This window comes from Azospirillum sp. OGB3 (assembly GCF_014192915.1).
GTDB lineage: Bacteria > Pseudomonadota > Alphaproteobacteria > Azospirillales > Azospirillaceae > Azospirillum.
On sequence record NZ_JACHYN010000006.1, the window covers coordinates 130,653 to 154,334 of the forward strand.

A 23,682-nucleotide genomic window follows, 5' to 3' on the forward strand; every position below is an offset into this window, starting at 1 on the left:
CGAGTCGCCGCCATGTCCCGTCTTTCCGGCCGCACCGCTCTCATCACCGGCGCCTCGCGCGGCATCGGCGCCGCCGTCGCCAAGCGCTTCGCCGCCGAAGGCGCCCACGTCATCCTCGCCGCCCGCACCGTCGGCGGCCTGGAGGAAACCGACGACGCGATCTTCCAAGCCACGGGCCGCAACGCCACGTTGGTCCCGCTGGACCTGCGCCAGTTCGACAAGATCGACCAGCTCGGCTATTCGATCTTCGAGCGGTTCGGGAAACTGGACATCCTGGTCAGCAACGCCGGCGTCCTGGAGGCGCTGGGGCCGGTCGCCCACTACGATCCGAAGCTGTGGCAGCGTGTGATGGACGTGAACGTCACGGCCAACTTCCGGCTGATCCGCTCCTTCGACCGCCTGCTGCGCGCGTCCGACGCGGGGCGCGCCATCTTCGTGACGTCGGGTGCGGCGAACGCGCCCTACCCCTACTGGAGCCCGTACGGGGCCAGCAAGGCGGCGCTGGAGATGATGGTGAAGACCTACGCGATGGAAATCGCCGCGTCGAACCTGCGCGTCAATCTGATCGATCCCGGCATCGTGGCGACCAAGCTGCGCATGCAGGCCTTCCCCGGCGAGGACCAGACCAAGCTGGCCCAGCCGGACGACGTTGCCGAGGCCTTCGTGGCCCTGGCGGAGGCATCCTGCACCCGCCACGGCGAGGTCGTGTCGGCTCAGGGCTAAAAAGACAGAAGGGGTGGTGGCGCCGGGCCTCCACCCCTCTATGGGATCAATCGTCCGCGTAGGGGTTTTTCTGCTTGCGCAGCAGCAGCCGCACAGGCACGCCCGGCAGGTCGAACGTCTCGCGCAGATGCGCGATCAGGTAGCGCTGGTAGCTTTCCGGCAGGTCCAGCGGCTTGTTGACGAACAGGGCCACGGTCGGCGGGCGCGTCTTCACCTGCGTGGCGTAGCGGATCTTTACGCGGCGGCCCTCGACCAGGGGCGGCGGATGGTGATCCAGCACGCCCTCGATCCAACGGTTGAGCTGGGCGGTCGGGATGCGGCGGTTCCACTGCGCGTAGGTCGACAGGATCGAATCGAGCAGCGTGTCCAGCTTCTTGCCCTGCAGGGCCGAGATGGTCACGACCTCGACGCCCTTGATCTGGGCCAGCGCGGCCTGCAGCTTGTCCTCGACCTGACGCAGGGCCATGGCGCGGTCGTCCACGGAGTCCCACTTGTTCAGGGCGATGACCAGGGCGCGGCCTTCCTCCACCACCGTGCGGGCGATGGTCAGGTCCTGCTTGTCGAGGATCTGGTTGGCGTCGACCACGAGCAGCACGACCTGGGCCATGCGGACGACGCGCAGGGCGTCGGCGACGGCCAGCTTCTCCACCTTGGCGTCGACGCGGGCGCGCCGGCGCATGCCGGCGGTGTCGACCAGACGGAACTTGCGGCCGCGCCACTCCCAATCGACGCTGATGGCGTCGCGCGTCATGCCGGCCTCGGGGCCGGTCAGCACGCGCTCCTCGCCGATCAGGGCGTTGAGCAGGGTGGACTTGCCGACGTTCGGACGGCCGACGATGGCGATCTGGATCGGGCGCGCGCGCTCCTCGTCGGTCTCCGGCTGGTCGCCGACGGGCAACTCCTCCCCCTCGCCCTTGGCAGGGGCCTGGGCCGTCTCGACCGCCTCCGGCTCCGGCGGGGCGTAGGGCAGCAGGGCCTCGACCAGATCGGCCATGCCCTCGCCATGCTCCGCCGACAGCGCGAGTGGGTCGCCCAGGCCAAGCTCGAAGGCCTCGTAGAGGCCGGTCATCCCCACCTTGCCCTCGGCCTTGTTGGCGACGAGGATAACGGGGGTCTTGCTCTTGCGCAGCAGGGCCGCGAAGTGGCGGTCCAGCGGCGTGATGCCGGTGCGGGCATCGACGATGAACAGCGCCACGTCGGCGCGTTCCAGGGCGCGTTCGGTCTGGCGGCGCATCCGCGCCTCCAGGCTGTCGTCGGTGACGTCCTCCAGGCCGGCGGTGTCGACCACGGTGAAGGACAGCCCGCCCACGCGGGCGGGGGCCGAGCGCCAGTCGCGCGTCACGCCGGGCGTGTCGTCGACCAGCGCCAGCTTCTTGCCGGCCAAACGATTGAAGAGAGTCGATTTGCCGACATTCGGCCGACCGACAAGGGCAACGGTGAAGGACATCGGGCCGGGGGCCTTATAAAGAACCAGGGACGGCGATCAGCGGTACGCCACCAGCGTACCGTTCTCGCCCAGGACATATAGGGTGTTGTTCGCCACGACCGGAGGCAAATAGGTGGAGGCCGGCAGCGAATAGCGGGTCAGCACCTGCCCGTCGGCGGGCGACAGGGCGAGCATCTGCCCGTTCGACCCGGTGACGTAGAGCTTGCCGCCCGCCAGGACCGGACCGGACCAAGTGATCGGCCCCTTCCTGTCCTCCGGATCGGTGAACTGAGCGAGCTGGGTGACCCAGCGGGCATGGCCGGCCTGACGGGTCAGGGCGACCAACTCCGAATCGTTGGTGACGACGAACAGATAGTCGCCGGCGAGCCACGGGGTCTGGGTGCCGCCGATCTCGGCTTCCCACAGGCGGATGCCGATGCGCTCGTCGATGGCGACCATGCGGCCGGAATGGCCGATGGCGTAGACGACGCCGCGGTCGATCACCGGCAGGCCGCGGATGTCGGCAAGGCTGCTGAGGGCGCCGCTGCGGCGGATGGCCGCCAGGCTCTCCTGCCACGCCACGCGCCCGTTCTCCGGGCGCAGGCCGTACAGCTCGCCGGAGGAGTAAGGGGCGACGATCAGGGTCGGCGAGGCGGCCGGGCTGACGGCGCCCAGCAGGCCCGCCGTCTCCAGGATGCCCTGGTGCGACCACTGGACGGCGCCATCGGCGGCCGACAGCGCGGTGAGCTGGTTGTCCAGCGTCAGGACGAGGACACGCCCGCCCTCCACGGTCGGAGCGCCGCGCACCGGACCCGGAACGCGCTTGCGCCAGACGATCGAGCCGTTGGCGGGATCGAGCGCCACCACCTCGCCGAAGCCGGTGGCCGCGAAGACGCGCCCGTCGGCGAAGGCGACGCCGCCGCCGCTGGCACCGCCGCGCTCCTTTTCCGGCTTGGTGTCGACACGCCAGAGCTGGCGTCCGGTGCGCTCGTCCAGGGCGGCGACGTGCGAGTCGGCGTCCATGGCGAAGATGCGGCCGTCGGCGATGACCGGCGTGGCCAGCAGCGAGCGGGAGCTGCTGGCTCCGGTGCCGACGTCGCCACGCCACGCCTCGGCCGGCGTGGCCGACAGGGCGAGGTTGCCGCCGGCGTGTTCCGGCGTGCCGCCGGGCTGCGCCCACGACGGGTTGGCGACGGCGGCCGGCAGGGCGACCGGCGTGCCGACCAGCCGCTGGTCGACCTCGACCTTGCGCTCGCGGGTCAGGACGGACACCCGCTCGCCCGGCAGGGGCGGATCGGGGGTCTTGCCGAACCACCCGCTCACCGTGTCGCAGCCGCTGAGCAGCACGGCCAGCAGCGGGGCGGAGAGCAGAGCGGTGCGCAGGGAGCGGCGCTTCGCGGTGGGGTGCGCGGTCGGGGCGGCCATGGGAATGCGGGTCATCAGCTCTTGCCGTAGAGGGTGGCGAGATCGGCGGCACGCGACCGGACGCCGGCCGGAGCCTGCGAGTCGTCGGCCAATTGCTGGAACAGGGTGCGCGCGCGGTCCTTGTCCCCGGCGCGGGCGGCCAGAACGGCGCTCATCTCGCGGGCGGAGAAACGCCAGGGGTTGGCGTCCGCGGTCAGCGGCTGAAGCCGCGCCTGGAGCTGGGCCGGATCACCGGAATCGAGCTGGTGCATCACCGACAGCAGGGCCGCCAGCTCGCGGTAGACCGCGGCGGCGGCGGCGGTGCCGGACAGTTTGTCGTAGACGGCCACCGCCTCCGCGGTCTTGCCCTCGCGGGCCAGCAGGGCGGCGGCGTTCAACTGGGCGAGCGCGGCCATGCCGGGATCGGCTTGGCCGGCGAAGGAAGCCAGAGCCTCCACGCCCTTGTCCGGCCCCTGGGCGGCCTGGGACAGGGCGGCGGCCAGGGCCGTCGTTTCACTTTCCTTCTGCGACTGCTGCCAGTTGCGCCAGGCGACCGTGCCGCCCGTCGCGGCGACGACCGCCAGCGCGGCCGCCAGCATGATGCCGCCGTAGCGTTTGAACACACGCTCCATGCGGTCGCGGCGCAGATCCTCGTCGACTTCGCGGAAAATATCGCTCATGGCTCTACAGCGGCATCCTACGGCACGAAAACCGTTACAGCGGGGATTGCGCCCGCGCGCGGCTGCGGCGGGCGGTTCTGTTGGTTCAAAGGGCCGGATAGCATTGGGCGCCGCACGCGGTCAAGGCGCAACGGCGCCCATCACGGCATTAAAGCCACGCTTCGGGCGGAGTCAGGCGGGATTCCGCCATTTGATCGAGCAGCCCATGCTGGCGATCTGGTCGGCCGGCCCCTGCCCCGTCTGGGCGATGCGCACCATCGCGTGGAACAATTCGCGCGGGGCGTCGGGGATCCGCTCGCGCTTCGAGGCGTCCAGACGCCCGCGGTACTGCAGGCAGAGGTCAGCGTTGAAGCCGAAGAAGTCCGGCGTGCAGACGGCGCCGTAGGCCCGGGCGACCTTTTGCGTTTCGTCGAGCAGATAGGGGAAAGTGAAGCCGTGTTCAGCCGCAAAGCGCTTCATGTTGTCAAAGCTGTCGTCGGGATAGGCTTCGGTGTCGTTCGACATGATGGCGACCGCGCCGATGCCGTGGGCACGCAGCGCGTCGACCTCTTCGACGATTCGGCCGATCACCGCCTTCACGTAGGGGCAGTGATTGCAGATGAACATGACCAGCGTGCCGCTCGGCCCCTGGACGTCGGCCAAGCTGTAGGTCTTTCCATCGGTTCCTTTCAGGCTGAAATCCTCCGCCTTCCGGCCGAAGTCGCACACCGGGGTTTCCGCCGCCATCGCTGTCATTCCTCCTTCTGGACCCATGAACGCGCCGCCGGCGCGATTTTGAGCGTGAGTATATGAGGTGAGGCGAAAGCCGGAATCGAAAAGGCCGCGGCGGCACCTTGTTCGTGCCTGCTCGCGGCCCTGTCGGTCTCCAACCCGTTTCTTGTGTCCTGCCCTACCCCGTAACCTTCGGACCGCCCCTTACGAGGCCATGGCGGCGGCGGCGATCACCGCCTGGGTGCGGTTCTTGACGCCCAGCGACTTGAAGATCGCCGTGACGTGGATCTTCACCGTGCCCTCGGACAGGCCGAGTTCATAGGCGATCTGCTTGTTCGACTTGCCGGCCCGCAGGCAGTCCAGGACTTCCCGCTGGCGCTGGGTCAGGCCGTAGGCGCTGCGGTCCGCACCATCCAGGCGGCCGCGGCGCGGCGCGGCGTCGGAGGCTGCGGTCGCAGCGGTGAGCGCGCCGGGGGGCACGTAGATGCCGCCGGAGAAGACGAGGTTCAGCGCGCCCATCATGACCTTGACGCTGCTGGACTTCGGAATGTAGCCGGTGGCCCCGTGGTCGAGCGCGCCGCGGATGTCGCTCAGCGCTTCCGAGGCGGAGATCACCACCACCGGCACGCCCGGCTGGAGGCTCTGCACCTCGCGCAGCCCGTCGAAGCCCGGCCAGTTCGGCATGTGCAGGTCCATCAGCACCACGTCGAACCCGCCGGCAACACGGCATTGCTGCAGCACCTCGTCGAAAGTGCCCGCCTCGACAAAGATTGCGTCGCCGTGAAGCTGCTCCAAAAGACGGCGCAGGCCTTCACGAAAAAGGAGATGGTCGTCACCGATCAGAATTTTCATGGCCCCGTCCGCCTTCGTTTTACCCGTTGCTTTGGATCAGCCCTCCCCGGACCAACCGGGCCACCCTTTTGGCGATCCACCAACCCTTTCGCCCCGTGGCTTGAAGAACTGCTACCACATTCGGAAGAGGGGCAATATCCGGACAAGGGCCATAGGTCATTTGCGGCGCGGACAGACCGTCCCCTACGGCAAAGGCCGACTGAACAAAACAAGAACTATTACGTTCAACCTATACCTCCGCACGAAAGAAAGTGGGTGCGGGATTTTCTCCATGTTTGGTTGTTTATTCTCACATCGGCGGAACGAGCCCGAGCAAAACAGCCACTGCGCGCAAAGGAATGGCCCGAATGATCGACATGCGTGAAAACCTATCCCAATGGTGCAGTGCCTCGTCCGGATGGTCAGCGCATTTCCTGCACGAACACCACTCTTTGCGGCACAAGCCTGTACTGGCCTTTCAGAGCAGTCCGTCACGAAAGAGTTATCGCTTGGAGCGATCTGATCACCATTCAGATGCGCTTGACGATCTTGAGTGATCATCTATCGTTTGATTTACGTGTTACACGCCTAATTTATAAACTGTTTGTCACAGTGTCAAGTTTTTTTCCAGGTTTGATGGATATATACAAGAAATTCGATGCAGTCTTTAAACGAAAGCACTTAAGCGAAGACACAGAGCGCCGACCGATAGAGAGCACGAGACAAGCCTAAAACACAGGCGGCGACAATGCCCGACAAGGGCCTGCCGTGGATGCCTCCTCCAAACAGAGCTGACCCATGCACATGAACCATGAGTACGCCCAAGAGAAAGCATCGCACTCGACCCGCAACGCGGTGACCCCCATGCACGTCTGCCTGATTCTCGACAACAATTCCCTGACCGACACCGTGGTGCAGGCGCTCGACCGGGCCGGTCGCCATCGTGTGACCGTCTTCCACGACATATCGGAACTGACGCAGAGCACGCTGACGCCCGATGCGATCCTGATCGGCCTTCAGCAGTTCACGGCGCTGCGCGAGAACGAACCGATGGTCTATCTGCGGCTGTCACGCCGGTCGCGGATCGTCGTGGTGCTGTCGTCGCGGGAATTGCTGGACGCCGCACACATCCTGGCCTTCGCCGATGCGTGGGTGTTCGAGGACATCAACGTGGACCGCATCAACGAACTGCTGGACCTGGGGCTGGAGGGGCACTGTCTGATGCCCAAGCAGTTCCTGTCCCGGCTGGGCGTCGATGAGATCCGGCTGACGCTGCTGCCGCGGCTGTCGGAACCGGAGTTCGAAACCCTTCGCCTGCTCGGCCAGGGATTGAACAACCGGACGATCGCCAACCAGCTCGATCTGTCCGAGGCGGTCATCAAGTCGATGGTGCGAAGCGTCCTGTCAAAGCTGCACTTCCGCAACAGAACGGAAGCCGGTGTCTTCGCCGCGCGACAGCAGGGTGCGTTGCAGTCCGCCCGGGAAGGCATGGTGCCGCCGCACATTCACGCGGCCCCGGCCCACCGGACCGGCACGTCCTGACGCTCCGTCAGACGCGCTTCACCCTGATCAAACGAAAGAATCCCGGCCACAGTGCCGGGATATTTTCTGTGCGCTCACAGCTTTTCCTTCGGATCCCAGCGGGCGCAGGAGATCCCACCCACCGATGGTCATGACCGGAAACAGGCACGCGGGCGGGCGCCGGGCCGCCGCCTCCCGTTGTTGGGAGTGGGCGGGCCGGCCCGGCGCCTGCAACGCTGGAGATGACCGTGGGAGCGCGGTTACTGGTGGGCCGCCGCCGCGGTCACCGCTCCGGCCCCGGCCAATTCCCCGCCGATGCCGTTGTTCAGCGCCCAGATCGCCGCCTGGGTGCGGTTGGAGGCATTGATCTTGCGCAGCAGACTCTTCAAGTGGACCTTCACCGTCGCCTCGGTGATGTTCAAATGGTTGGCGATCATCTTGTTGCTGTCGCCGTTCAGCAGGCAGCGCAGGATCTGCACCTCCCGCTGCGACAGGCCCTTGCGCGACACCGGCATGTCCGTGCCGTTGCCGTTCACCCGGCCGGAGATCAGCAGGGCGGCGAGATGGGTCGGAAACACCTTCTCGCCCATCATTACCAAGCGCAGCGACTGCGCCAGCGCGTCGGAGGACAGGTCCTTCATCAGGTAACCGTCGGCCCCGGCCTCCAGCGCGTTGGCGAGACGGCGGGTGCACAGGTCGCTGGTCAGGATGACCATGCGCGCCTCGGGAAGCTGGGCGCGCAGGCGCCGCATGCCGTCGGCCTCCTCCTCGCCCCCGTTCACCAGATCGAGCAGGATGAGCTGCGGACGCAAGCCGTTGTCCACGGAATTCAGCGCCTCGCGCAGGTTCCCCGCCTCGGCGGCGATCTGAAAGGGCGAATCGTCGAGAAGCCTCTTCAGGCCTTCGCGGAACAGCTTATTGGAGTCGATCAGAAAAGCACGCACTGGTTCCATTGGTCAGCTCCCGCGATTTTTGGAAAATTGCTCTGACTCCCTGGGCAATCTTGTAGGTTACCAATCACCCGAGGTTTCCCCACCCGTGCCCCACCGATGGCATTGACGTGCCGATATTTTGGATGACCTTACCCCTGTGTCGCGCAACACGGTACCACTCTGTGGGATTAAAAGAAGAACGCATTAGGCATATGCGCAAAGCTACTTTTAATCATGGATTACTGCTTCTCTTTTAAAGTACTGAGCATCCCCAATCGAATGGATACTTTATTCATTTTTTACCACTTTCTTGCAGGACGCTGCACGGTTTGGATGCGAAGGGGTGGCTCCCGATTCATGTGGGTTGCCAAATGTTCCCGACCCCAAACGGGGAGGAGGCACTCATGCCGAAGAAGCGCATCCACCCCTTGCCGCCCGCGTCCTATGATCGCCGTCGCCCCTTCACCGTAGGTCATAACACCATGCGGAGGGAGCGTTCTCGACAGAGGCGGTGCACGGTTCAATGTGGACGATGATCGGTGCGGCAGCGGCCGGCTACCTGCTGCTTCTCGCCCGAAGCGCCTGGAAACAGGGGGAGATGCGCCAATTCCTGCGCAGCCTCGCCATCGTGGCGGCCCTGTGCGCGCTGGTCGCCGGCGCGGTGCTCGCCGCGGTGCTGCTCGATTCGCGCTGACCGCCGGAAGACCGGAGACCGCAAGCCGGAACGCACGAAGGCCCCTCCCCGCCTAACGGCGGAAAGGGGCCTTCCCGGACCGGTCTGCCCGTGGATGGACGGGTCAGATCTGACCGCGCTCGTGGGCCTGCCGCATCAGCACATACTGGCGCATCATCTGGTTGCGGAAGCGGTAGCGGGTCCAACCCGGCTCGACGACCGGGGCGAGCACGCCGCCATACTCCTCGCGGCACAGCCGTTCCAGGATGCCGAGCGCCTCCTTGGTCGGCGGAACGCCGCCCGGTCCGGCCAGCTCCTTGGGATCGAAAGTCCCGTAGGAGTCCGCCGGGCACAGGGCACAGGCCAACAGCACATCCTCCAACTCGGCGCGGCGTTCGGCGGCCAGCGCGCGGGCGTAGGAGTCGACGATGCCGCGCTCCGCCTCCTGAAGGCAGCGGGTGACGGCGTAGGCGAGGTCGTCCCGCTCCACCACCGTCGAACCGCGGCTGACCGCGCTGCGGGCGGCGTGCAGACCGAGAAGCTGCGCGTAGTAGGGCAGACCGCGGACGAACTCGCAGACGCGGTCCACGGCTTCCGGCGCGAAAGCGATTCCGGCGTTCTCCGCCCCGGCGTTGATGAGGCGTCCGATCTCCACGTCGGTCATCAGCGGCAGATGCACCGGCACCAGCGAGCGCTGGATCGACGGGTGCTTGCCCAGCAGCTGGTCGAGGTTCTCGGCCACGCCGACCACCAGCAGCGTCACCGGGATCGAGCTGTCGGTCAGATTCTTGAACAGCTCGGCCAACTTGTTGCGGAAGTCCTCGTCGGTGACGCGGTCATACTCGTCGAGGATCAGCAGCACGTGAGTGGCGTGGATGCCCGACAGGACCTCGTTCAGCTCCGTCACGCTGAACCCGCCCTCGGGCAGAAGCTCGTTGAAGCTGGTAAAGCTGCGGCGCGAGGCGAAGGGATTGTCGATCCCCGAGCGGTAATAGGTCGAGGGGATCTTCTTCAGGAAGTGGCGGAAGATGTCCTCGAAGCTCAACTCCGCGCTGCAGGTCAGCTTCAGCGAAAGGTAGCCGGCCTGACCGGCGATCTTCTCGATGGCGTTGGCGACGGAGGTCTTGCCGCGGCCGCGGTCGCCGAACAGGATGACGTGGGCCCGCTCCTCCTCGATGGCGGAGATGATGCGCTTCAGCGTGTCGGTCCGGCCGATGAACAGCGAGTTGAGCTGCTGCTTGGGCCGCGTCGGCGTGAAGGCTTCGCGCAGCAGCCCGTTCAGTTCGGGGGTGAGCCCCTTCAGCATGGCCGGCGCACCGACCGCCCCCGGCCCGCGCAGGCCGCCGTTGACGGTCATGGTGAAGCGCGGAAGGTCCGTGTCGGCGGGAGCCTGCCCGCGCTGGCCGCCCAGCCCGCCTCCGGCGCCTCCGCCAAGCGGGCTGTTCAGCGGATCGTGCCGCAGACCCGATGGGCCGCGCATCGTCTCGCCCATCCCGCCGCCAAGCCCACTGCCAAGCCCGGTCCCCGCCGCTCCGCCGACCGGTCGCAGATGCGGCGCCGGACGGCCCGCGAGGGGGCTCTGGGATTGCATCGGCGGATGACCGTGAGCCGTATTGCCCGGTGAAGAGCCCGGTCCGGCCGCTCCACCACCCGTGATGCCGCCACCCATGGACATCCGGTCATCCGCATCGGCGGTCGCCCGCCGCTTCCGAAAGAAGTTTCGCATCCGTCCCGATCCCAGAATTCCGCGTTGTCGTCACCAGCCGGCCTCGGCCGGCGGCCTGATGGTCGCGTCGACCGCCCCGGCCCGGCTTGAGAGGCTGGGAGGGTGCGGTGCACGCATTCCGGATGTAAGCGATGCGTCGCCAAGGGTTGCCTGGGATTTCGGATTATTATCCGGAGGAGGTCCAACCCTTATGGCGACTCCTTTCGGGTGGGCCGGCGCCTCAGAAGCCGGCGGCGTGACCCAGCAGAGTCCAAACGAACAAGGTGCCGAACAGGGCCGTCAGTCCGGCAAGCTCGCGCAGGAAAACCAGGATCGACATGACAATCTCCCTTGATCGGATGGCCGCGCCGCGGCAGGCGCCATCGGAGCGTTTGACGTCAGCGGCGTTGGAGAAAAACCTAACAGAACAAAAAATGAACAACAAGAGCGTTGTTCCACATTTGTTCTTATCCAAGCCCTCCGTATGGACGCTTTGCGATGTTGATCGCGATGGTCGGCGTCCCGGTGCACGCTGCGGCTGGCACCCCCGCACCACCGGAACCATATGGTCTTGTGGTGAGCGGTTGATGTAAGGAGAAAGTTCGCGGCCGAAGCGTTCCGCCCGCAAGGAGGGACTTCCAACACCGGACCGCGATCCGAACGAACGGACCACCATGGACAGCGCCAACCAGCAAACCGGCGACGGACCGAACAGCGCCGCTCCGGCCACCGCCCCCACACCCGCTCCCCCGGGCCATTCTCCTCAAGCCAACCGCATGCCCGCCCTCGTCCTGGGGGCGCTGGGCGTCGTTTACGGCGACATCGGGACCAGCCCGCTCTACACCATGCGGGAGTCCTTCGCCCACACCGGCCTGCCGCTCGACGAGCCGACCATTCTTGGCATCCTGTCGCTGGCGACCTGGGCGCTCATCATCGTCGTAACGCTGAAATACGTCCTGCTCGTCATGCGGGCGGACAACAAGGGGGAAGGCGGCGTCCTGGCCCTGGGCACGCTGGCCCACCGCGGATTAAGCTCCAGGGCGGGCAACCGCGCCATCATGGCGCTGGCGATCCTGGGCATGGCGCTGTTCTACGGCGACAGCCTGATCACCCCGGCCATCTCGGTCCTGAGCGCGGTGGAAGGCTTGAAGGTCGTCACCCCCGCCCTGTCCCCCTACATCGTTCCGATCACGCTGGCGGTCCTCACCCTGCTGTTCCTGTTCCAACGGCAGGGCACCGGCCGGGTCGGCATCTTCTTCGGCCCCATCATGGGGGTGTGGTTCGCCACGCTGGCGGTGCTGGGCCTCATGCAGGTGCTGCACTGGCCGGACGTTCTGCGCGCCTTCAACCCGCTGTACGGGGCGACGCTGTTCGTCGACCACGGCTGGGTGGCATTCCTGACGCTGGGCGCCGTGGTCCTGGCGGTCACCGGGGCCGAGGCGCTCTACGCCGACATGGGCCATTTCGGACGGGCGCCGATCCGCATCGCTTGGCTCTACCTCGTCCTGCCGGCGCTGCTGCTGAATTACTTCGGGCAGGGCGCCATGCTGCTGCACGAGCCGGAGACGCTGGAGAACCCCTTCTTCCATCTGGCGCCGGACTGGGCGCAGCTTCCGCTGGTCCTGCTGTCCACCGCGGCCACGGTGATCGCCAGCCAGGCGGTGATCTCCGGCGCCTTCTCGCTGACCCGGCAAGCCGTGCAGCTCGGCTACCTGCCGCGGCGCGAGATCCGCCACACGTCTGAGCATGAGGTCGGCCAGGTCTACATCCCGCGCAACAACTGGCTGCTGCTGATCGGCGTGGTGATCCTGGTGATCGGCTTCGGGTCCAGCAGCAATCTGGCCGCCGCCTACGGCGTTTCGGTGACCGGGGCCATGGCCATCGACACGATCCTGGCCGCGGTGGTGGCGTGGCGGCTGTGGCGCTGGAATCCTCTGCTGGTGGTGGCCGCCTTCTCCATTCTGCTGGTGATCGACCTCGCGCTGTTCGGGGCGACCCTGCTGAAGGTGCCGGACGGCGGCTGGTTCCCGCTGCTGATCGCGGCGGCGGTCTACACGCTGATGACCACTTGGCGCCGGGGCCGCCGCATCCTGGCCGAGCGGCTCTACGCCGACGCCCTGCCGATGGACCTGTTCCTGCAGCGCGTCTCGCCGCAGTCGCCGCAGCGCGTCGCCGGAACGGCCGTTTTCATGACCGGGAACCCCGACGTCGTCCCCCACGCCCTGCTCCACAACATCAAGCACAACCGGGTTCTGCACGAGCGGGTCGTCGTCATGACCGTGATCATGGAGGAGGTTCCCCGGGTCTCCCCGGATCGCGGCGTGCTGGTGGAAAAGCTGGGCAAAGGATTCTTCCGCGTGGTCCTGCGCTTCGGCTACCTGGAACAGCCACACATTCCCCGCGCGCTGGAACGGTGCCGCCGCTTCGGCCTGCATCTGGACATGATGGAAACGTCGTTCTTCCTGGGCCGGGAGACGCTGATCCCGTCCCGGTCGACCGGCATGCCGGGCTGGCGCGAACCTGCCTTCATCCTGCTGTCGAAGACGGCCCTGTCGGCGACGGAGTTCTTCTGCATCCCACCGGGCCGGGTGGTGGAGCTGGGCACGCAGGTCGAAATCTGACCGTCAGTCCCGCGCCACGATGGGGGTCAGGCGGAAGCGGGCGGCGGCGGCTTCCAGCCGCCCGTCGCGCTTTATCGCGTCAACGAACCGGTTGACCCGGTCCAGCCACACCGGGTCATCCGGCGCCACCGCGTAGGCATAGGGCGTGGTCTGAACCGGGGTTTCCGGCGTGATCAAATGGGCCCATTGATGGACGCTGAGCATCCGCTGGCCATAGGGGTAATCGGTCAAAAAGGCGTCGGCGCGTCCGGACTGCACCTCCTCCTCCCGCTCCTGGGGTCCGGAGACGATGCGGATGCTGGCCTTGCGGAGGGCTCGGCTGGCGTAATCGTCCATGACGGTGCCCTTCTGGACCGCCACCACCATGCCGTGCTGATCCAGATCGTCCCACCGCAGGATGCGCGGGTGCGCCTGGGAGGAAACGGCGTAGATGCCGCTGCTCAGATAGGGGCGGCTGAACGCGATTTTTTCGGCGCGGGCAGCGGTGATGCCGATGCCGAACATGCCGATGTCACAGCGGTCGCTCAGCAGATCGGCGATGACATTCGAAAAGCCGCTTTCCACGAAGCTGACGCGCGCGCCCAGATCCTGGGCGAAGGCCCGCGCCATGTCGACATCCAGCCCCTGAAGCTCCCCGCTGTAAGGATTGCGGAAGGAGATGGCGTAATAGTCCGGCCAGATGCACACGCGCAGCAGCCCGGTGCGCTGCACCCGGTCGAGCCGGCCTTCCGTCCGGCCCCCTTCCGCCCGCACCGGCACGGCGCCGGACACCAGAAACATCGACTGAAGCGCCGCGTGAAACGCCAACGCCCACAGTGCGATGGAAAGACGCCGCACGGCTTTACTCCCCCGGAAACCGGCCCCCAACTGCGACAGGATAGCACCGCGCCTCCGGTCTGCACAGCGCAGGCTTGCGATTCGCCCGCTCGCTGTTAAGATTCGCATGATATCAGCACACCGCACGGAGCCGCGCGTGATGGCCAAGCTTGCCCTGTTGCAGCATCGGGGCGCTCTTCTCGCGTTGGCTTTTTTGTCGGTGATGGCCCTTCTGTTCGAGTTCTCCTACGACATACATGCCGACCGCGCCCTGACGTTGAAAAAGGCTGCGGAGAACATCGATAATTTGGCGAGCGCCCTGGAATCCTCGGTCAGCCGCACGGTCCAGACGGTCGATGTCACGCTCGCTTCGCTGGGCGATGCCGTGACGTTCGGCAATCTGCTCAACAGCGAGCCGACCGAAAGCAAGGAGAACCAGACTCTGGCGTCCCTGCTCCAGGAGCGGCTCCGCCGGTCGCCGCACATCCGTGGCCTGTCGTTGCTCAACAATCGGGGTGTTCTGGCGGCGACGACGGAGAACCCGCGGTTGCTTGGGACCTCCTTCGCGGAGATGGATCTGTTCCGCGTTCACCTGTCCGGCCAGAGCAGCGGTCTCCAAATCGGGACCCCGGTTCGGGGGCGTTTTCTGATGCCGGACGGGGGCGCGGAGGACCGCTTGGGCAAATGGGTTCTGCCGATGAGCCGGGCCATTCGTGGCGCGGACGGAACGCTTGTGGGGGTAGCGATCGCGTCGGTCAATCCCGAGTATCTGCAAAGCGTCTTCCGGGCGGTGCGCAACGGACTGCACGGAACCGTGTCGCTCTTCCGACGGGATGGGGTGCTCCTGACCCGGCTTCCTCAGGACGGGGCGGAGGGCATCGGTGTGTCGATGGCGGGAACGGAGTTGTTCCGGGTTCATCTTCCCATGTCGGAAGGCAGCGTGTTCCATGAGACCACCCCGGACGGACAGGACCGCATCACCGCCTATCGCGCCACGCCGATCTGGCCGCTGGTCCTGTCCATCAGCCGCAGCGAGGACGAGGAACTGGCTGGCTGGTGGAACAACCAGCTGGAAATCGCCGTGGTCACGTTGGGCTCCGGACTGGTCATCCTGCTGTTCACCACCGTGCTGACCTTGCTGCGCCGCAAGGATGCCCAGTTGGAGGACGGCAACGCCCGTTTCAACGCACTGCTGGAAACCGCCGTGGAAGGCATCCTCACGGTGCGCGCGGATGGGGTCATCGAAACGGCGAACAGCGCGGCCCACCGCATTTTCGGTTATCCGCCCGGCGGCCTGATCGGGCGCCATGTGCAGAACCTGATGGAGCCGCGGCATCACGCGGCTCACAGCCGCATCATGGAGGCCATCGCCTCAGGGGTCCGCCGGATCGGACCGAACTTCTCCCGCGAGGTCGATGGCCTGCGCATGGATGGGGAGGTGTTTCCCCTCGATCTGTCCCTGGCCGAGGTGCAGACCCAGAAGGGCATTCTCTTCGCTGCCTTCTTCCGCGACCTGTCGGACCGCAAGCGGGTGGAACGGGTGTTGACCGAGGCCAAGGAGAAGGCCGAGGCCGGGCAGCGCAGCAAGATGGAATTTCTGGCCACCATGAGCCACGAGATCCGAACGCCCATGAACGGGGTGATCGGCATGGCCGGGCTTCTCCAGGAAACCAGGCTCGATGAGGAGCAGCGCGGCTACGCCGACACCATCCGTGATTCCGCGGAGTCGTTGTTGACCATCATCAACGACATCCTGGACTTCTCCAAGATCGATGCCGGCCGCCTTACGCTGGAGGTGACCGAGTTCGAAGCCGTGCCGCTGGTCGAGAGCGTGGTGGAACTGCTGGCCCCGCGCGCCACCGCGAAAGGGTTGGAATTGGCCAGCTACGTGCCGCCGTCCTTGCACGGCACGCTGCGCGGCGATCCCGGACGGCTGCGCCAGATCCTCATCAACCTCGCCGGCAATGCGGTCAAGTTCACCGATCAGGGCAGTGTGACCATTGTGCTGTCGATCGAGCAGGACGGCTTGTCCGCCGATGACGACGCTGAGCAGGTGCGCGACGCGAAGGTCGAGTCTCCGCAAGACACGCCGGTGACCGTCCGCTTCGAGGTCCGGGACACCGGGATCGGCATCGCCGCGGCGGACCACAAGCGCCTGTTCTCCATGTTCAGCCAGGTGGATGGATCGTCGGCCCGGCGCCATGGCGGGACCGGGCTTGGCCTTGCCATCTGCAAACGCCTCACCGAACTGATGGGCGGGCGGATCGGCGTTCACAGCCTGCCTGGGGAGGGCAGCGTGTTCTGGGCCGTCATTCCCCTGTGGCGCGGCACCGCAACGGAATCCGCATCGGTGGTGAAGGAACCGGCCGTCTGGTCCGGGCGGCGGGTCTTGCTCGTGGACGATCTGGCGGTGAACCGCGACCTTCTGGCCCGCCAGCTCGCCGCGATGGGGCTGGAAACCGAGTCCGCCGCCACGGGTGAGGATGCCCTGCACCGGCTTCTGGCCGCCAGCGCGGAGGGGCGACCGTTTGACGCCGCCATCCTTGATCATTGCATGCCGGGCCTGACCGGACCGGAACTGGCTCTCCGCATTCGTGCCGAACCGGCTCTGGCAAACCTGCCGCTGGCGATGGCCACCTCTCACCGCATGGGCGATATGGAGGGGGAGGCCGCCGGCGTGGCGGTACGGATCGTCAAGCCGATCCGCACGTCGGCGCTTCGTAACGCGGTTTCACGCCTGTTTGCCCGGCCGCCGCGACAGGTTTCTCCGCGGTTGTCCGCGCCCGCGGGCAAGTCCCTTTCGGAATCGATGGCGCTCGGCACCCGTCGCCGCATCCTGGTGGCGGAGGACAACCCGGTGAATCTGCAGGTGACCCTGGCCCTTCTGCGCCGGGCCGGCCATGCGGTCGATTCCGTGTCGAACGGGCTGGAGGCGGTCAACGCCGTCGCCGCCCTGCCCTACGACCTCGTCCTGATGGATGTTCAGATGCCGGAAATGGATGGCTTGGCGGCGACGCGGGCGATCCGCCGGATGGGTGGTTCCGCCGCTCATGTTCCGATCGTCGCCATGACCGCCAACGCCATGGAAGGGGATCAGGCTGTCTGTCTGGCCGCAGGGATGGACGATTACCTGCCCAAGCCCATCGCGGCGGACCAACTCTTGCAGATCGTCGCCCGATGGAGCGGACTGCCGAAAGGGCGCGATCCCGAGAGCCCGAAGCCATGCCCTGGAAGCGCGCCACCGCCGCGCATCGATCATTTGAAGCGCCAGGATCTGCGCGAGGCAATCGGCGAGGCGGGTTTTGCCATGCTCATGGAAACCTTTCTTCACGAAACGTCCGTCCATCTCGACCGGCTCCGGCAGGCGGTGCAAAGCCGGGATTTTTCGGCGGTGGAACGCGAGGCCCATATCCTGAAAGGGTCGACCGGCAATGTGGGGTTTGCCCAGGCCTCCGCGCTGGCCGATGAGCTTGTGGCGGCGGCCCGTTGCTGGAATGGCGCGGGCATCGGCGGCGACCGCATCCTGGCCTTGGAAGCTGCCCTGAACGAGGCCATGGACGAGGCCGGCCGTACGGCCAACCCAAAGGGCGATGCGACGGTGGCGTTGGAAACGGCGGAGAGCTGGACAGGCGGTCCGGGAGCGACGTAGGCACCCGCAACCGACCGGTTCCATACCAGAGCCTCACATCCGCGGTCTTGGATTTATGGCAGGAATGTCCGGGACTGGAAATGTCCGGGGTGGAAATGCCCAGACCGGCCGCTCCATCTCCCCAACGCTCAGCGCTGTCCGCCGCAGACACGGGCAACAAAGCTGTCGATGTCGCCGTTCAGCGTCACGGCGCGACGCGCCAGTTCCCCAGCCGACGAAAGCACTTGGCTCGCTGCGGCGCTGGCATCCTGGGCACCGGACGATACGCTGGTCACCGCGTCGGCGACGGTGCGCACGCCCGCCGACGCCTCACGAATGGACCGGCTGATCTCGTCGATGGCCGCGCTCTGCTGTTCGGCGGCGCTGGCGATGCCGACGGCGATTTCGTCGATGTCGTGGATCATGCCCCCGACATGCTGGATCACGGCCGCCGTGTCGCGGGTGACCGACTGGACCTGGGCGATCTGTGCGGAAATGTCTTCCGTCGCCTGGGCCGTCTGGTTGGCGAGATTCTTCACCTCGGTCGCCACCACGGCAAATCCCTTGCCGGCCTCCCCGGCGCGCGCCGCCTCGATCGTCGCGTTGAGCGCCAACAGGTTCGTCTGGCTGGCGATGTCGTTAATGAGCTGGACGACCGCGCCGATCTGGTCGGAGGCGGCGAGCAGGGAGCGGATGGTGGCGTCCGCCTCCCGCACCTTCTCCACCGAACTGCGGGCCAGGTCGGCGGTGCGGGACACGCCCTGGGCAACCTCGCCGATGGCGCCCGAGACCTCGCCGGTCGCCGCGGCAACCCCGTCCACATTGGACGACACCTGCTCCGCCGCGGAGGCCGCGGAGAAGGACTGCTCGCTGGCCGTGGCCGCGGTCGCCGTCATGGCGGTGGAGAACGCTTCGAGCTGGGCGGCGCTGGCTGACAGGCTCTGCGCCACCTCCTTGATGTTGGCGCCGATGCGGGTGGCGCTTTCCACGAACTCGCGGCTCTTGCTGTCCATCGCGGCCAGCCCGTCGTTGATCTGGCGGGAATAGGCCCCGAACTCGCCGACCATGCCGGTCATCATGATGCGCCGGTAATACCGCCCCTCCGCCGCGTGCTGCATGGCCGCGTTGGCCTCCTTGCCGAAGGATTCCATGCGGTCGAGCAGGTGGTTGATGGTGCGCAGCATGTCCGCGATGGGACTGTGGCCGTGGATGTTCAGGATGCGCGGCTGGAGGTCGCCCTTCTCCGCCGCGGCGATCACCGCCATGGCTTTCCGGATGGTCCGGTTGGTGAGGGTCAGCCATCGGATCGCGGCCAGACAGGGAAGGATCGCCAACAGGCCCAGCGCGGCGGCGGCCGCGTTGCCGGTGGCGAGACCGTACACCGCCTGTGCCGCCGACAGCAGGGCAACCAAAGCGGTGACGGCGAGCGCTTTAGAGACCGAGGATAAACTCGTCATAGCTCGTCCCCTTGTCGCGCAGAAGTTTTTCCAGCATGGCGCCTGAGGCCGCCATCGCCGCGTTCCGGTCGGCGTGCCGCGCCTCTTCCGTCCGCAGGGCGGCGTAGAGGCTTACCGCCGCGTCCACCGCCGGCCGCGCCGGAACGCGCCGGCTGGAATGGTAGCCGGTGATGGTCCGCCTGTTCCCGCTGTCCGGCCCGCTGTCCGGAACACCGAACACCGGCGTGACGTGGGCGAACACCCAATAATGGTCACCATTCTTCGCCCGGTTGATCACATAGGCGAAGATTTCATTTCCCGCCTCGATGCGGCTCCACAGCAGCTTGTAAACGCAGCGCGGCATGTCCGGATGGCGGACGATGTTGTGAGGCCGCCCCAGCAACTCCGCCTCGCTGTACCCGCTGATGCGCAGGAACACGTCATTGGCGTAGGAAATGCAACCTTTGAGATCGGTCTTGGAAACGATGATCTCGTCGCGGTGAAACGTCCGCTCCTGTCCGGTCAGGTTACCGTGTGTGCCGCTTATGCCGACCGCCATGACCGTCCGCCTCTCAAACGCGCGGGGAACTCAAAATCCTGTTGAAAAGGTCACCAACCCAACCGTTGGTAATATCTTTTGCCATCGACTCATAGCGTACGTAATAATCGGATGGCTTCAAAAACGGACCGCGACGGGCTGCGACAAATTGAACCACTCACAGCCTGAAACAGCGGATCACATGCCCTGCTCGTAAACGACGACCCGGTTGCGCCCTTCGCGCTTGGCACGGTAGAGGGCGAGGTCGGCCCGGTGGATCGCCTTCTCCAGCGTGTCGTAGGCCCCTTCGATCGCCGAAATGCCGATGCTGCTGGTCAGATGGAAGCGGCCTTCGGGACCCGGAATCGCCATGCGGGACAGATGACGGCGCACCCGCTCGGCTACCACGCGGGATTCCTCCGCGGTGGCGCCGGGCAGGACCACCACGAACTCCTCACCGCCGAGCCGGCCGAGAATGTCGTACTCGCGCAGGATGGCCTGACAGCCGCCGGCCACCATGCGCAGGGCGTCGTCGCCGGTGGCGTGGCCGTAGCTGTCGTTGATCCGCTTGAAATGGTCGACGTCCAGCACGAACACCGACATCGGTTCGCTGAAGCGGTGGGCGCGGGCCAGTTGCGAGCGCGCCAGTTCCATGAAGGAACGCCGGTTGTAGATTCCCGTCAGCGGATCACGGGACGCCATGTCCCGCAGCGCCTCCTCCATGTTCCGGCGGTCGGTGTAATCGTAGATCCAGGCCAGATTCACCTGAACCCCCTGGATCACCGCTTGATTGACGGTGAACAGCGTCCAGAAGGACGACCCGTCGGCCCGGCGGAACTGCACCTCCATGTTGGTCACCGACCCGTAGGAGCGCAGCCGCTCAATCACCCGTTCCCTCTGGTGCCGGTCCAGATAATAGTCACGGGCCTGCCGGCCGATCAGATCCTCGCGAGTCAGACCGATCAACTCGGCGAAACGCGTGTTGACGAAAATGATTTTGCCGTCGTCGCGGCGCGACACCGACACGCCGATCGGGCTCTGCTCCAGGATGGCCTGGAGCCGCTCCTCACTGGGCAGCCCTTCCGTCAGGTCGTGGATCACGCCGACGATGCCGCCCAGGTTTCCGGCGCTGTCGCAGAAGACGGCCTTCGTCAGGCTGGACAGGCGGGTGGTGCCGCCGACGAAGGGAACCGCCTCCTCGTAGCTGCGCTGCCCCCAATTGACGGTCAGTTCGCGATCCTGGTCGGCGTGCGCCTTGGCGATGCGTGGGTCCATCAGGGCGAAGGCGGTCTTGGCGAGGATGCTCCGGCGCTCCAGACCGGTGTAGCGCTCGAAAGCGTCGTTGCAATCGGTGTACTCGCCCGCCGCGTTCTTCACGAAAACGGGGACCGGCAGCGTTTCGAACAGCACCTCCTTCATCAGAAGCTGGTCGCGCAGCGCGGCTTGCGCCTGCCGATGGTGGGTGACGTCGGTGTAGACGCGGAGAGACTGCCGTTCACCCAGCGGACCCGTGAGAGGGCCGACCGACTCCGAAACCCAGACGGTTGCGCCATCCAGACGCCGCAACGGCCGTTCTCCCAACGCGTCCGGCAGGGACGGGAGAACGACGTCCTCCGGTTCCAGCGCCGCGAGGTCGTGGCCGGTCAGATGGCCGGGGGCGTAAAGCAGCAGGCTGTGCAGGGCCGGGTTGGCGTACAGGATGGTTCCCGTGTCCGTGGTGACGCAGACCCCCGACGGCAGCGTGTCGAACACACACCACAGCGCAGCCCGGGTTTCCTCCGCATCCCCAGAAGGGCTCATTGAACCGACCGAATCCAGCATGGCCCCCACAGCGTCATGGAAGATTCTTGCGCCACGATAGGGCAAAACAAGAGTACGTTAGCCGATGCGCCTTTTTGCCCCTGTGTGCCATCTTGTCGCGCTATGGTGGTGATCGCCTATTTCGAGCGCAAAATCCATCAATTTATGAATGTTTCGAATGCAACTTTTACACGCTCTTCCACCGCCCTGTTCGCCGGAAGTCCCAACCTCAGCCAATCCTTCCGATGGTCGAACCGGCGAACCAGAACCCCGGCCCGGCCCAGCGCGTTGTAAAGTCCAGCCGCCCGGGGATCGTCTATAAGACGAAAGAGCGATGTCCCTCCGGCGACGCGCACCCCGGCCGCCGCCAACCGCGCATCGAAGCGGGCCGCGGCCTCGGCGAGACGGCGCCGGGTGGCGGCGATCCATGCCGAATCCGACAAGGCCGCGGTCGCGACGGCCAGAGCCGGACCCGACACCGCCCAGGGTCCGACGGCGGCGCGCACGTCCCATACCAGCGCCGGCGCACCGAGCAGGAAGCCGAGCCGGACCCCGGCCAACCCGAAGAACTTCCCGAAGGATCGCAGGACGACCAGCCCGGCCCGCCCGGCCTCGGGCGCCACGCTGCACTCCGGGGTGACCTCGGCGAAGGCCTCGTCCACCACCAGCCAACCGCCCCGTGCCGCCTGCCGCTCCGCCAGGGCCAGCAGCGTTTCGGGCGGGAGGATGCGGCCGTCCGGGTTGTTCGGATTGACGACCACCACCACATCGGCGTCGCATCCCTCCAGCGACTCCAGCTCGGTCACCCGATGCCCGGCCTTGGCCCAGCCCGCGGCGTGCTCGGCGTAGGTCGGCCCCAGCACCGCGACCGTCCCCGGATGGCGCAGCCGCGGCAGAAGCTGAATCAGCGCCTGGGAGCCGCCCGCGGCGGCGACGCGGTCCGGTGACGGCACGCCGTAGCACGCCGCCGCGGCCGCGCGCAGAGCCGTCTCCGCCGCGCGGCCCGGCAGGCGCGCCCAGGCCTCGGCCGGGATGGGCGGAAGCGGATATGGCCAGGGGTTGATGCCGGTGGACAGGTCCACCCAGGGCTCCGGCGCGCCCGGAAAGGCCGTCCGCGCCGTGTCGAGGTCTCCGCCGTGGATGATCTCACCCGGGACGCCCCCCTTATGGACGATCCCTTCATGGACGAGCCTCTTGGACCCCGCCGTCGATTCCGCCATCATCCCGCCCCTTCCCTTCCCCAGAGGATTCCATCCCGTGGAGCTTCATCCGTCCGTGCTCGCCGCCGCTCTCCTCATCGAGGCCGCCGTCGGCTATCCGGACGCACTCTACGCCCAAATCCGCCATCCGGTGGTGTGGATCGGGGCGCTTATCGCCCAGCTTGACCGCGCGCTCAACCGCGAGCGTGATTCCTTTGCCGTCCGCAAGGCCGCCGGCGTGGTGGCTCTGCTCGTCCTGCTTCTGGTGGTGGGTGGCGCCGCATCGGCGGTGGCCGGGCTGTGTCGGCATCTGCCGCTCGGCGGCCTCCTGGAAGCGGCGTTGGCCTCCACCCTGCTGGCGCAGCGCAGCCTGCACGATCATGTCGCCGCGGTCGCCGCCGCCTTCCGCGACGGCGGGCTGGAGGCGGCGCGCGAGGCGGTGTCGCGCATCGTCGGCCGCAACCCGGCGAGCCTCGACGAGCACGGGGTGAGCCGCGCCGCCATCGAAAGCCTGTCGGAGAACTTCTCGGACGGGGTGGTGGCGCCCGCCTTCTGGCTGCTGGTCGGCGGGCTGCCGGGAATCGCGCTCTACAAGGCGATCAACACCGCGGACAGCATGATCGGCCACCGCACCCCCCGGCACGAGGCGTTCGGCTGGGCCTCGGCGCGCCTGGACGATCTGGTCAACCTGCCCGGCTCCCGCCTGTCGGCGTTGCTGATCTGGGTGGCCGCCTGCTTCACCGAGGGGGCCGACGCCGACGAATCTTGGCGGTCGGTGCGGCGCGACGCCCATCGCCACCGCTCCCCCAATGCCGGCTGGCCGGAGGCGGCGATGGCCGGGGCGCTCGACCTCCGGCTCGGTGGGCCGCGGGTCTATGGCGCGGTGCGGATCGAGGACGCCTGGATGGGGCCGGGCCGCACCGCCGCCACCGCCCAGGACATCACCCGCGCCCTCCACCTTTACCGGCGCGCCTGCATCGCGCTTGTGGCCGGCGCGCTGCTGCTGGCGCTGACGCTCTGAGCGCACCAAAGAAAAAG

18 protein-coding genes are annotated in these 23,682 nt (G+C 66.8%); 6 read left to right on the forward strand and 12 right to left on the reverse strand.

All coding sequences use genetic code 11. The features are described 5' to 3' along the window. Positions 1-12: 12 nt before the first annotated feature. Positions 13-723, forward strand: a complete 711-nt coding sequence (locus FHW79_RS14715) for an SDR family NAD(P)-dependent oxidoreductase (protein WP_183179631.1) — start codon at positions 13-15, stop codon at positions 721-723. Between the two features lie 46 nt (positions 724-769). On the opposite strand, the gene der is transcribed toward FHW79_RS14715, so the two are convergent. The 5 genes from der to FHW79_RS14740 all read right to left on the reverse strand — a co-directional run bounded on the left by der (position 770) and on the right by FHW79_RS14740 (position 5,796). Further along, positions 770-2,170 (reverse strand): ribosome biogenesis GTPase Der, encoded by a 1,401-nt coding sequence (gene der, locus FHW79_RS14720; protein WP_183179632.1) that lies wholly within the window; start codon positions 2,168-2,170, stop codon positions 770-772. A gap of 36 nt (positions 2,171-2,206) precedes the next feature. Further along, positions 2,207-3,589, reverse strand: a complete 1,383-nt coding sequence (locus tag FHW79_RS14725; protein WP_247884381.1) for a PQQ-like beta-propeller repeat protein — start codon at positions 3,587-3,589, stop codon at positions 2,207-2,209. Then, complete coding sequence (locus FHW79_RS14730; RefSeq protein ID WP_183179633.1) at positions 3,589-4,233, reverse strand: hypothetical protein; 645 nt, start codon at positions 4,231-4,233, stop codon at positions 3,589-3,591. Before FHW79_RS14730 ends, FHW79_RS14725 begins: the two co-directional genes overlap by 1 nt. A 171-nt stretch (positions 4,234-4,404) precedes the next feature. After that, on the reverse strand, positions 4,405-4,959 hold the full coding sequence (locus FHW79_RS14735; protein ID WP_183179634.1) for a thioredoxin family protein: 555 nt from the start codon (positions 4,957-4,959) through the stop codon (positions 4,405-4,407). 189 nt (positions 4,960-5,148) lie between these two features. Further along, positions 5,149-5,796: a response regulator transcription factor gene (locus FHW79_RS14740; protein WP_035674679.1), complete on the reverse strand. Its 648-nt coding sequence runs from the start codon at positions 5,794-5,796 to the stop codon at positions 5,149-5,151. A gap of 777 nt (positions 5,797-6,573) precedes the next feature. Here FHW79_RS14740 and FHW79_RS14745 point away from each other — a divergent pair. Beyond that, positions 6,574-7,317, forward strand: coding sequence for a LuxR C-terminal-related transcriptional regulator (locus tag FHW79_RS14745; RefSeq protein ID WP_247884382.1), 744 nt, complete (start codon positions 6,574-6,576; stop codon positions 7,315-7,317). A gap of 239 nt (positions 7,318-7,556) precedes the next feature. Here FHW79_RS14745 and FHW79_RS14750 read toward each other — a convergent pair whose 3' ends face one another. Beyond that, on the reverse strand, positions 7,557-8,249 hold the full coding sequence (locus tag FHW79_RS14750) for a response regulator transcription factor (RefSeq protein WP_109071138.1): 693 nt from the start codon (positions 8,247-8,249) through the stop codon (positions 7,557-7,559). A gap of 502 nt (positions 8,250-8,751) precedes the next feature. On the opposite strand from FHW79_RS14750, the gene FHW79_RS14755 reads away from it, so the two are divergent. Continuing rightward, a complete protein-coding gene (locus tag FHW79_RS14755) occupies positions 8,752-8,922 on the forward strand; it encodes a hypothetical protein (protein ID WP_175426370.1) in 171 nt (56 codons plus the stop codon). Between the two features lie 103 nt (positions 8,923-9,025). Here the strand turns inward: FHW79_RS14755 and FHW79_RS14760 are convergent, their stop codons facing one another. Beyond that, positions 9,026-10,381 carry an ATP-binding protein gene (locus tag FHW79_RS14760; RefSeq protein ID WP_247884383.1) on the reverse strand — a complete coding sequence of 452 codons (1,356 nt, stop codon included), beginning with the start codon at positions 10,379-10,381 and terminating at the stop codon, positions 9,026-9,028. A gap of 899 nt (positions 10,382-11,280) precedes the next feature. Between FHW79_RS14760 and FHW79_RS14765 the strand changes: the two genes are divergently transcribed. Further along, positions 11,281-13,227, forward strand: coding sequence for a potassium transporter Kup (locus FHW79_RS14765; protein ID WP_183179636.1), 1,947 nt, complete (start codon positions 11,281-11,283; stop codon positions 13,225-13,227). Between the two features lie 3 nt (positions 13,228-13,230). Here FHW79_RS14765 and FHW79_RS14770 read toward each other — a convergent pair whose 3' ends face one another. After that, entirely contained in the window at positions 13,231-14,064 is an 834-nt protein-coding gene (locus FHW79_RS14770; RefSeq protein WP_348984161.1) for an ABC transporter substrate-binding protein, read from the reverse strand. Between the two features lie 139 nt (positions 14,065-14,203). Here FHW79_RS14770 and FHW79_RS14775 point away from each other — a divergent pair, with 139 nt between their 5' ends. After that, positions 14,204-17,692: a response regulator gene (locus FHW79_RS14775; protein ID WP_183179637.1), complete on the forward strand. Its 3,489-nt coding sequence runs from the start codon at positions 14,204-14,206 to the stop codon at positions 17,690-17,692. Positions 17,693-17,820: 128 nt separating this feature from the next. Here FHW79_RS14775 and FHW79_RS14780 read toward each other — a convergent pair whose 3' ends face one another. The 4 genes from FHW79_RS14780 to cobD all read right to left on the reverse strand — a co-directional run bounded on the left by FHW79_RS14780 (position 17,821) and on the right by cobD (position 22,668). Further along, positions 17,821-19,128 (reverse strand): methyl-accepting chemotaxis protein, encoded by a 1,308-nt coding sequence (locus tag FHW79_RS14780; protein WP_183179638.1) that lies wholly within the window; start codon positions 19,126-19,128, stop codon positions 17,821-17,823. Continuing rightward, positions 19,103-19,666: a PAS domain-containing protein gene (locus tag FHW79_RS14785; RefSeq protein ID WP_183179639.1), complete on the reverse strand. Its 564-nt coding sequence runs from the start codon at positions 19,664-19,666 to the stop codon at positions 19,103-19,105. The genes FHW79_RS14780 and FHW79_RS14785 overlap by 26 nt, the downstream gene beginning before the upstream one ends. Positions 19,667-19,843: 177 nt before the next feature. Further along, positions 19,844-21,445, reverse strand: coding sequence for a diguanylate cyclase (locus FHW79_RS14790; protein ID WP_247884384.1), 1,602 nt, complete (start codon positions 21,443-21,445; stop codon positions 19,844-19,846). A gap of 158 nt (positions 21,446-21,603) precedes the next feature. Further along, entirely contained in the window at positions 21,604-22,668 is a 1,065-nt protein-coding gene (gene cobD, locus FHW79_RS14795) for a threonine-phosphate decarboxylase CobD (RefSeq protein WP_183179641.1), read from the reverse strand. A gap of 34 nt (positions 22,669-22,702) precedes the next feature. Here cobD and cbiB point away from each other — a divergent pair, with 34 nt between their 5' ends. Continuing rightward, positions 22,703-23,665 (forward strand): adenosylcobinamide-phosphate synthase CbiB, encoded by a 963-nt coding sequence (gene cbiB, locus FHW79_RS14800; protein ID WP_183179642.1) that lies wholly within the window; start codon positions 22,703-22,705, stop codon positions 23,663-23,665. The last annotated feature ends 17 nt before the right edge of the window (positions 23,666-23,682 follow it).

What these genes read in the sequence shown, in the direction of transcription:
- FHW79_RS14715 (WP_183179631.1), top strand. Translation starts at nt 13, where the DNA reads ATGTCCCGTCTTTCCGGCCGCACCGCTCTCATCACCGGCGCCTCGCGC.
- der (WP_183179632.1), bottom strand. Translation starts at nt 2,170, where the DNA reads ATGTCCTTCACCGTTGCCCTTGTCGGTCGGCCGAATGTCGGCAAATCG.
- FHW79_RS14725 (WP_247884381.1), bottom strand. Translation starts at nt 3,589, where the DNA reads ATGACCCGCATTCCCATGGCCGCCCCGACCGCGCACCCCACCGCGAAG.
- FHW79_RS14730 (WP_183179633.1), bottom strand. Translation starts at nt 4,233, where the DNA reads ATGAGCGATATTTTCCGCGAAGTCGACGAGGATCTGCGCCGCGACCGC.
- FHW79_RS14735 (WP_183179634.1), bottom strand. Translation starts at nt 4,959, where the DNA reads ATGGCGGCGGAAACCCCGGTGTGCGACTTCGGCCGGAAGGCGGAGGAT.
- FHW79_RS14740 (WP_035674679.1), bottom strand. Translation starts at nt 5,796, where the DNA reads ATGAAAATTCTGATCGGTGACGACCATCTCCTTTTTCGTGAAGGCCTG.
- FHW79_RS14745 (WP_247884382.1), top strand. Translation starts at nt 6,574, where the DNA reads ATGCACATGAACCATGAGTACGCCCAAGAGAAAGCATCGCACTCGACC.
- FHW79_RS14750 (WP_109071138.1), bottom strand. Translation starts at nt 8,249, where the DNA reads ATGGAACCAGTGCGTGCTTTTCTGATCGACTCCAATAAGCTGTTCCGC.
- FHW79_RS14755 (WP_175426370.1), top strand. Translation starts at nt 8,752, where the DNA reads ATGTGGACGATGATCGGTGCGGCAGCGGCCGGCTACCTGCTGCTTCTC.
- FHW79_RS14760 (WP_247884383.1), bottom strand. Translation starts at nt 10,381, where the DNA reads ATGCGCGGCCCATCGGGTCTGCGGCACGATCCGCTGAACAGCCCGCTT.
- FHW79_RS14765 (WP_183179636.1), top strand. Translation starts at nt 11,281, where the DNA reads ATGGACAGCGCCAACCAGCAAACCGGCGACGGACCGAACAGCGCCGCT.
- FHW79_RS14775 (WP_183179637.1), top strand. Translation starts at nt 14,204, where the DNA reads ATGGCCAAGCTTGCCCTGTTGCAGCATCGGGGCGCTCTTCTCGCGTTG.
- FHW79_RS14780 (WP_183179638.1), bottom strand. Translation starts at nt 19,128, where the DNA reads ATGACGAGTTTATCCTCGGTCTCTAAAGCGCTCGCCGTCACCGCTTTG.
- FHW79_RS14785 (WP_183179639.1), bottom strand. Translation starts at nt 19,666, where the DNA reads ATGGCGGTCGGCATAAGCGGCACACACGGTAACCTGACCGGACAGGAG.
- FHW79_RS14790 (WP_247884384.1), bottom strand. Translation starts at nt 21,445, where the DNA reads ATGAGCCCTTCTGGGGATGCGGAGGAAACCCGGGCTGCGCTGTGGTGT.
- cobD (WP_183179641.1), bottom strand. Translation starts at nt 22,668, where the DNA reads ATGATGGCGGAATCGACGGCGGGGTCCAAGAGGCTCGTCCATGAAGGG.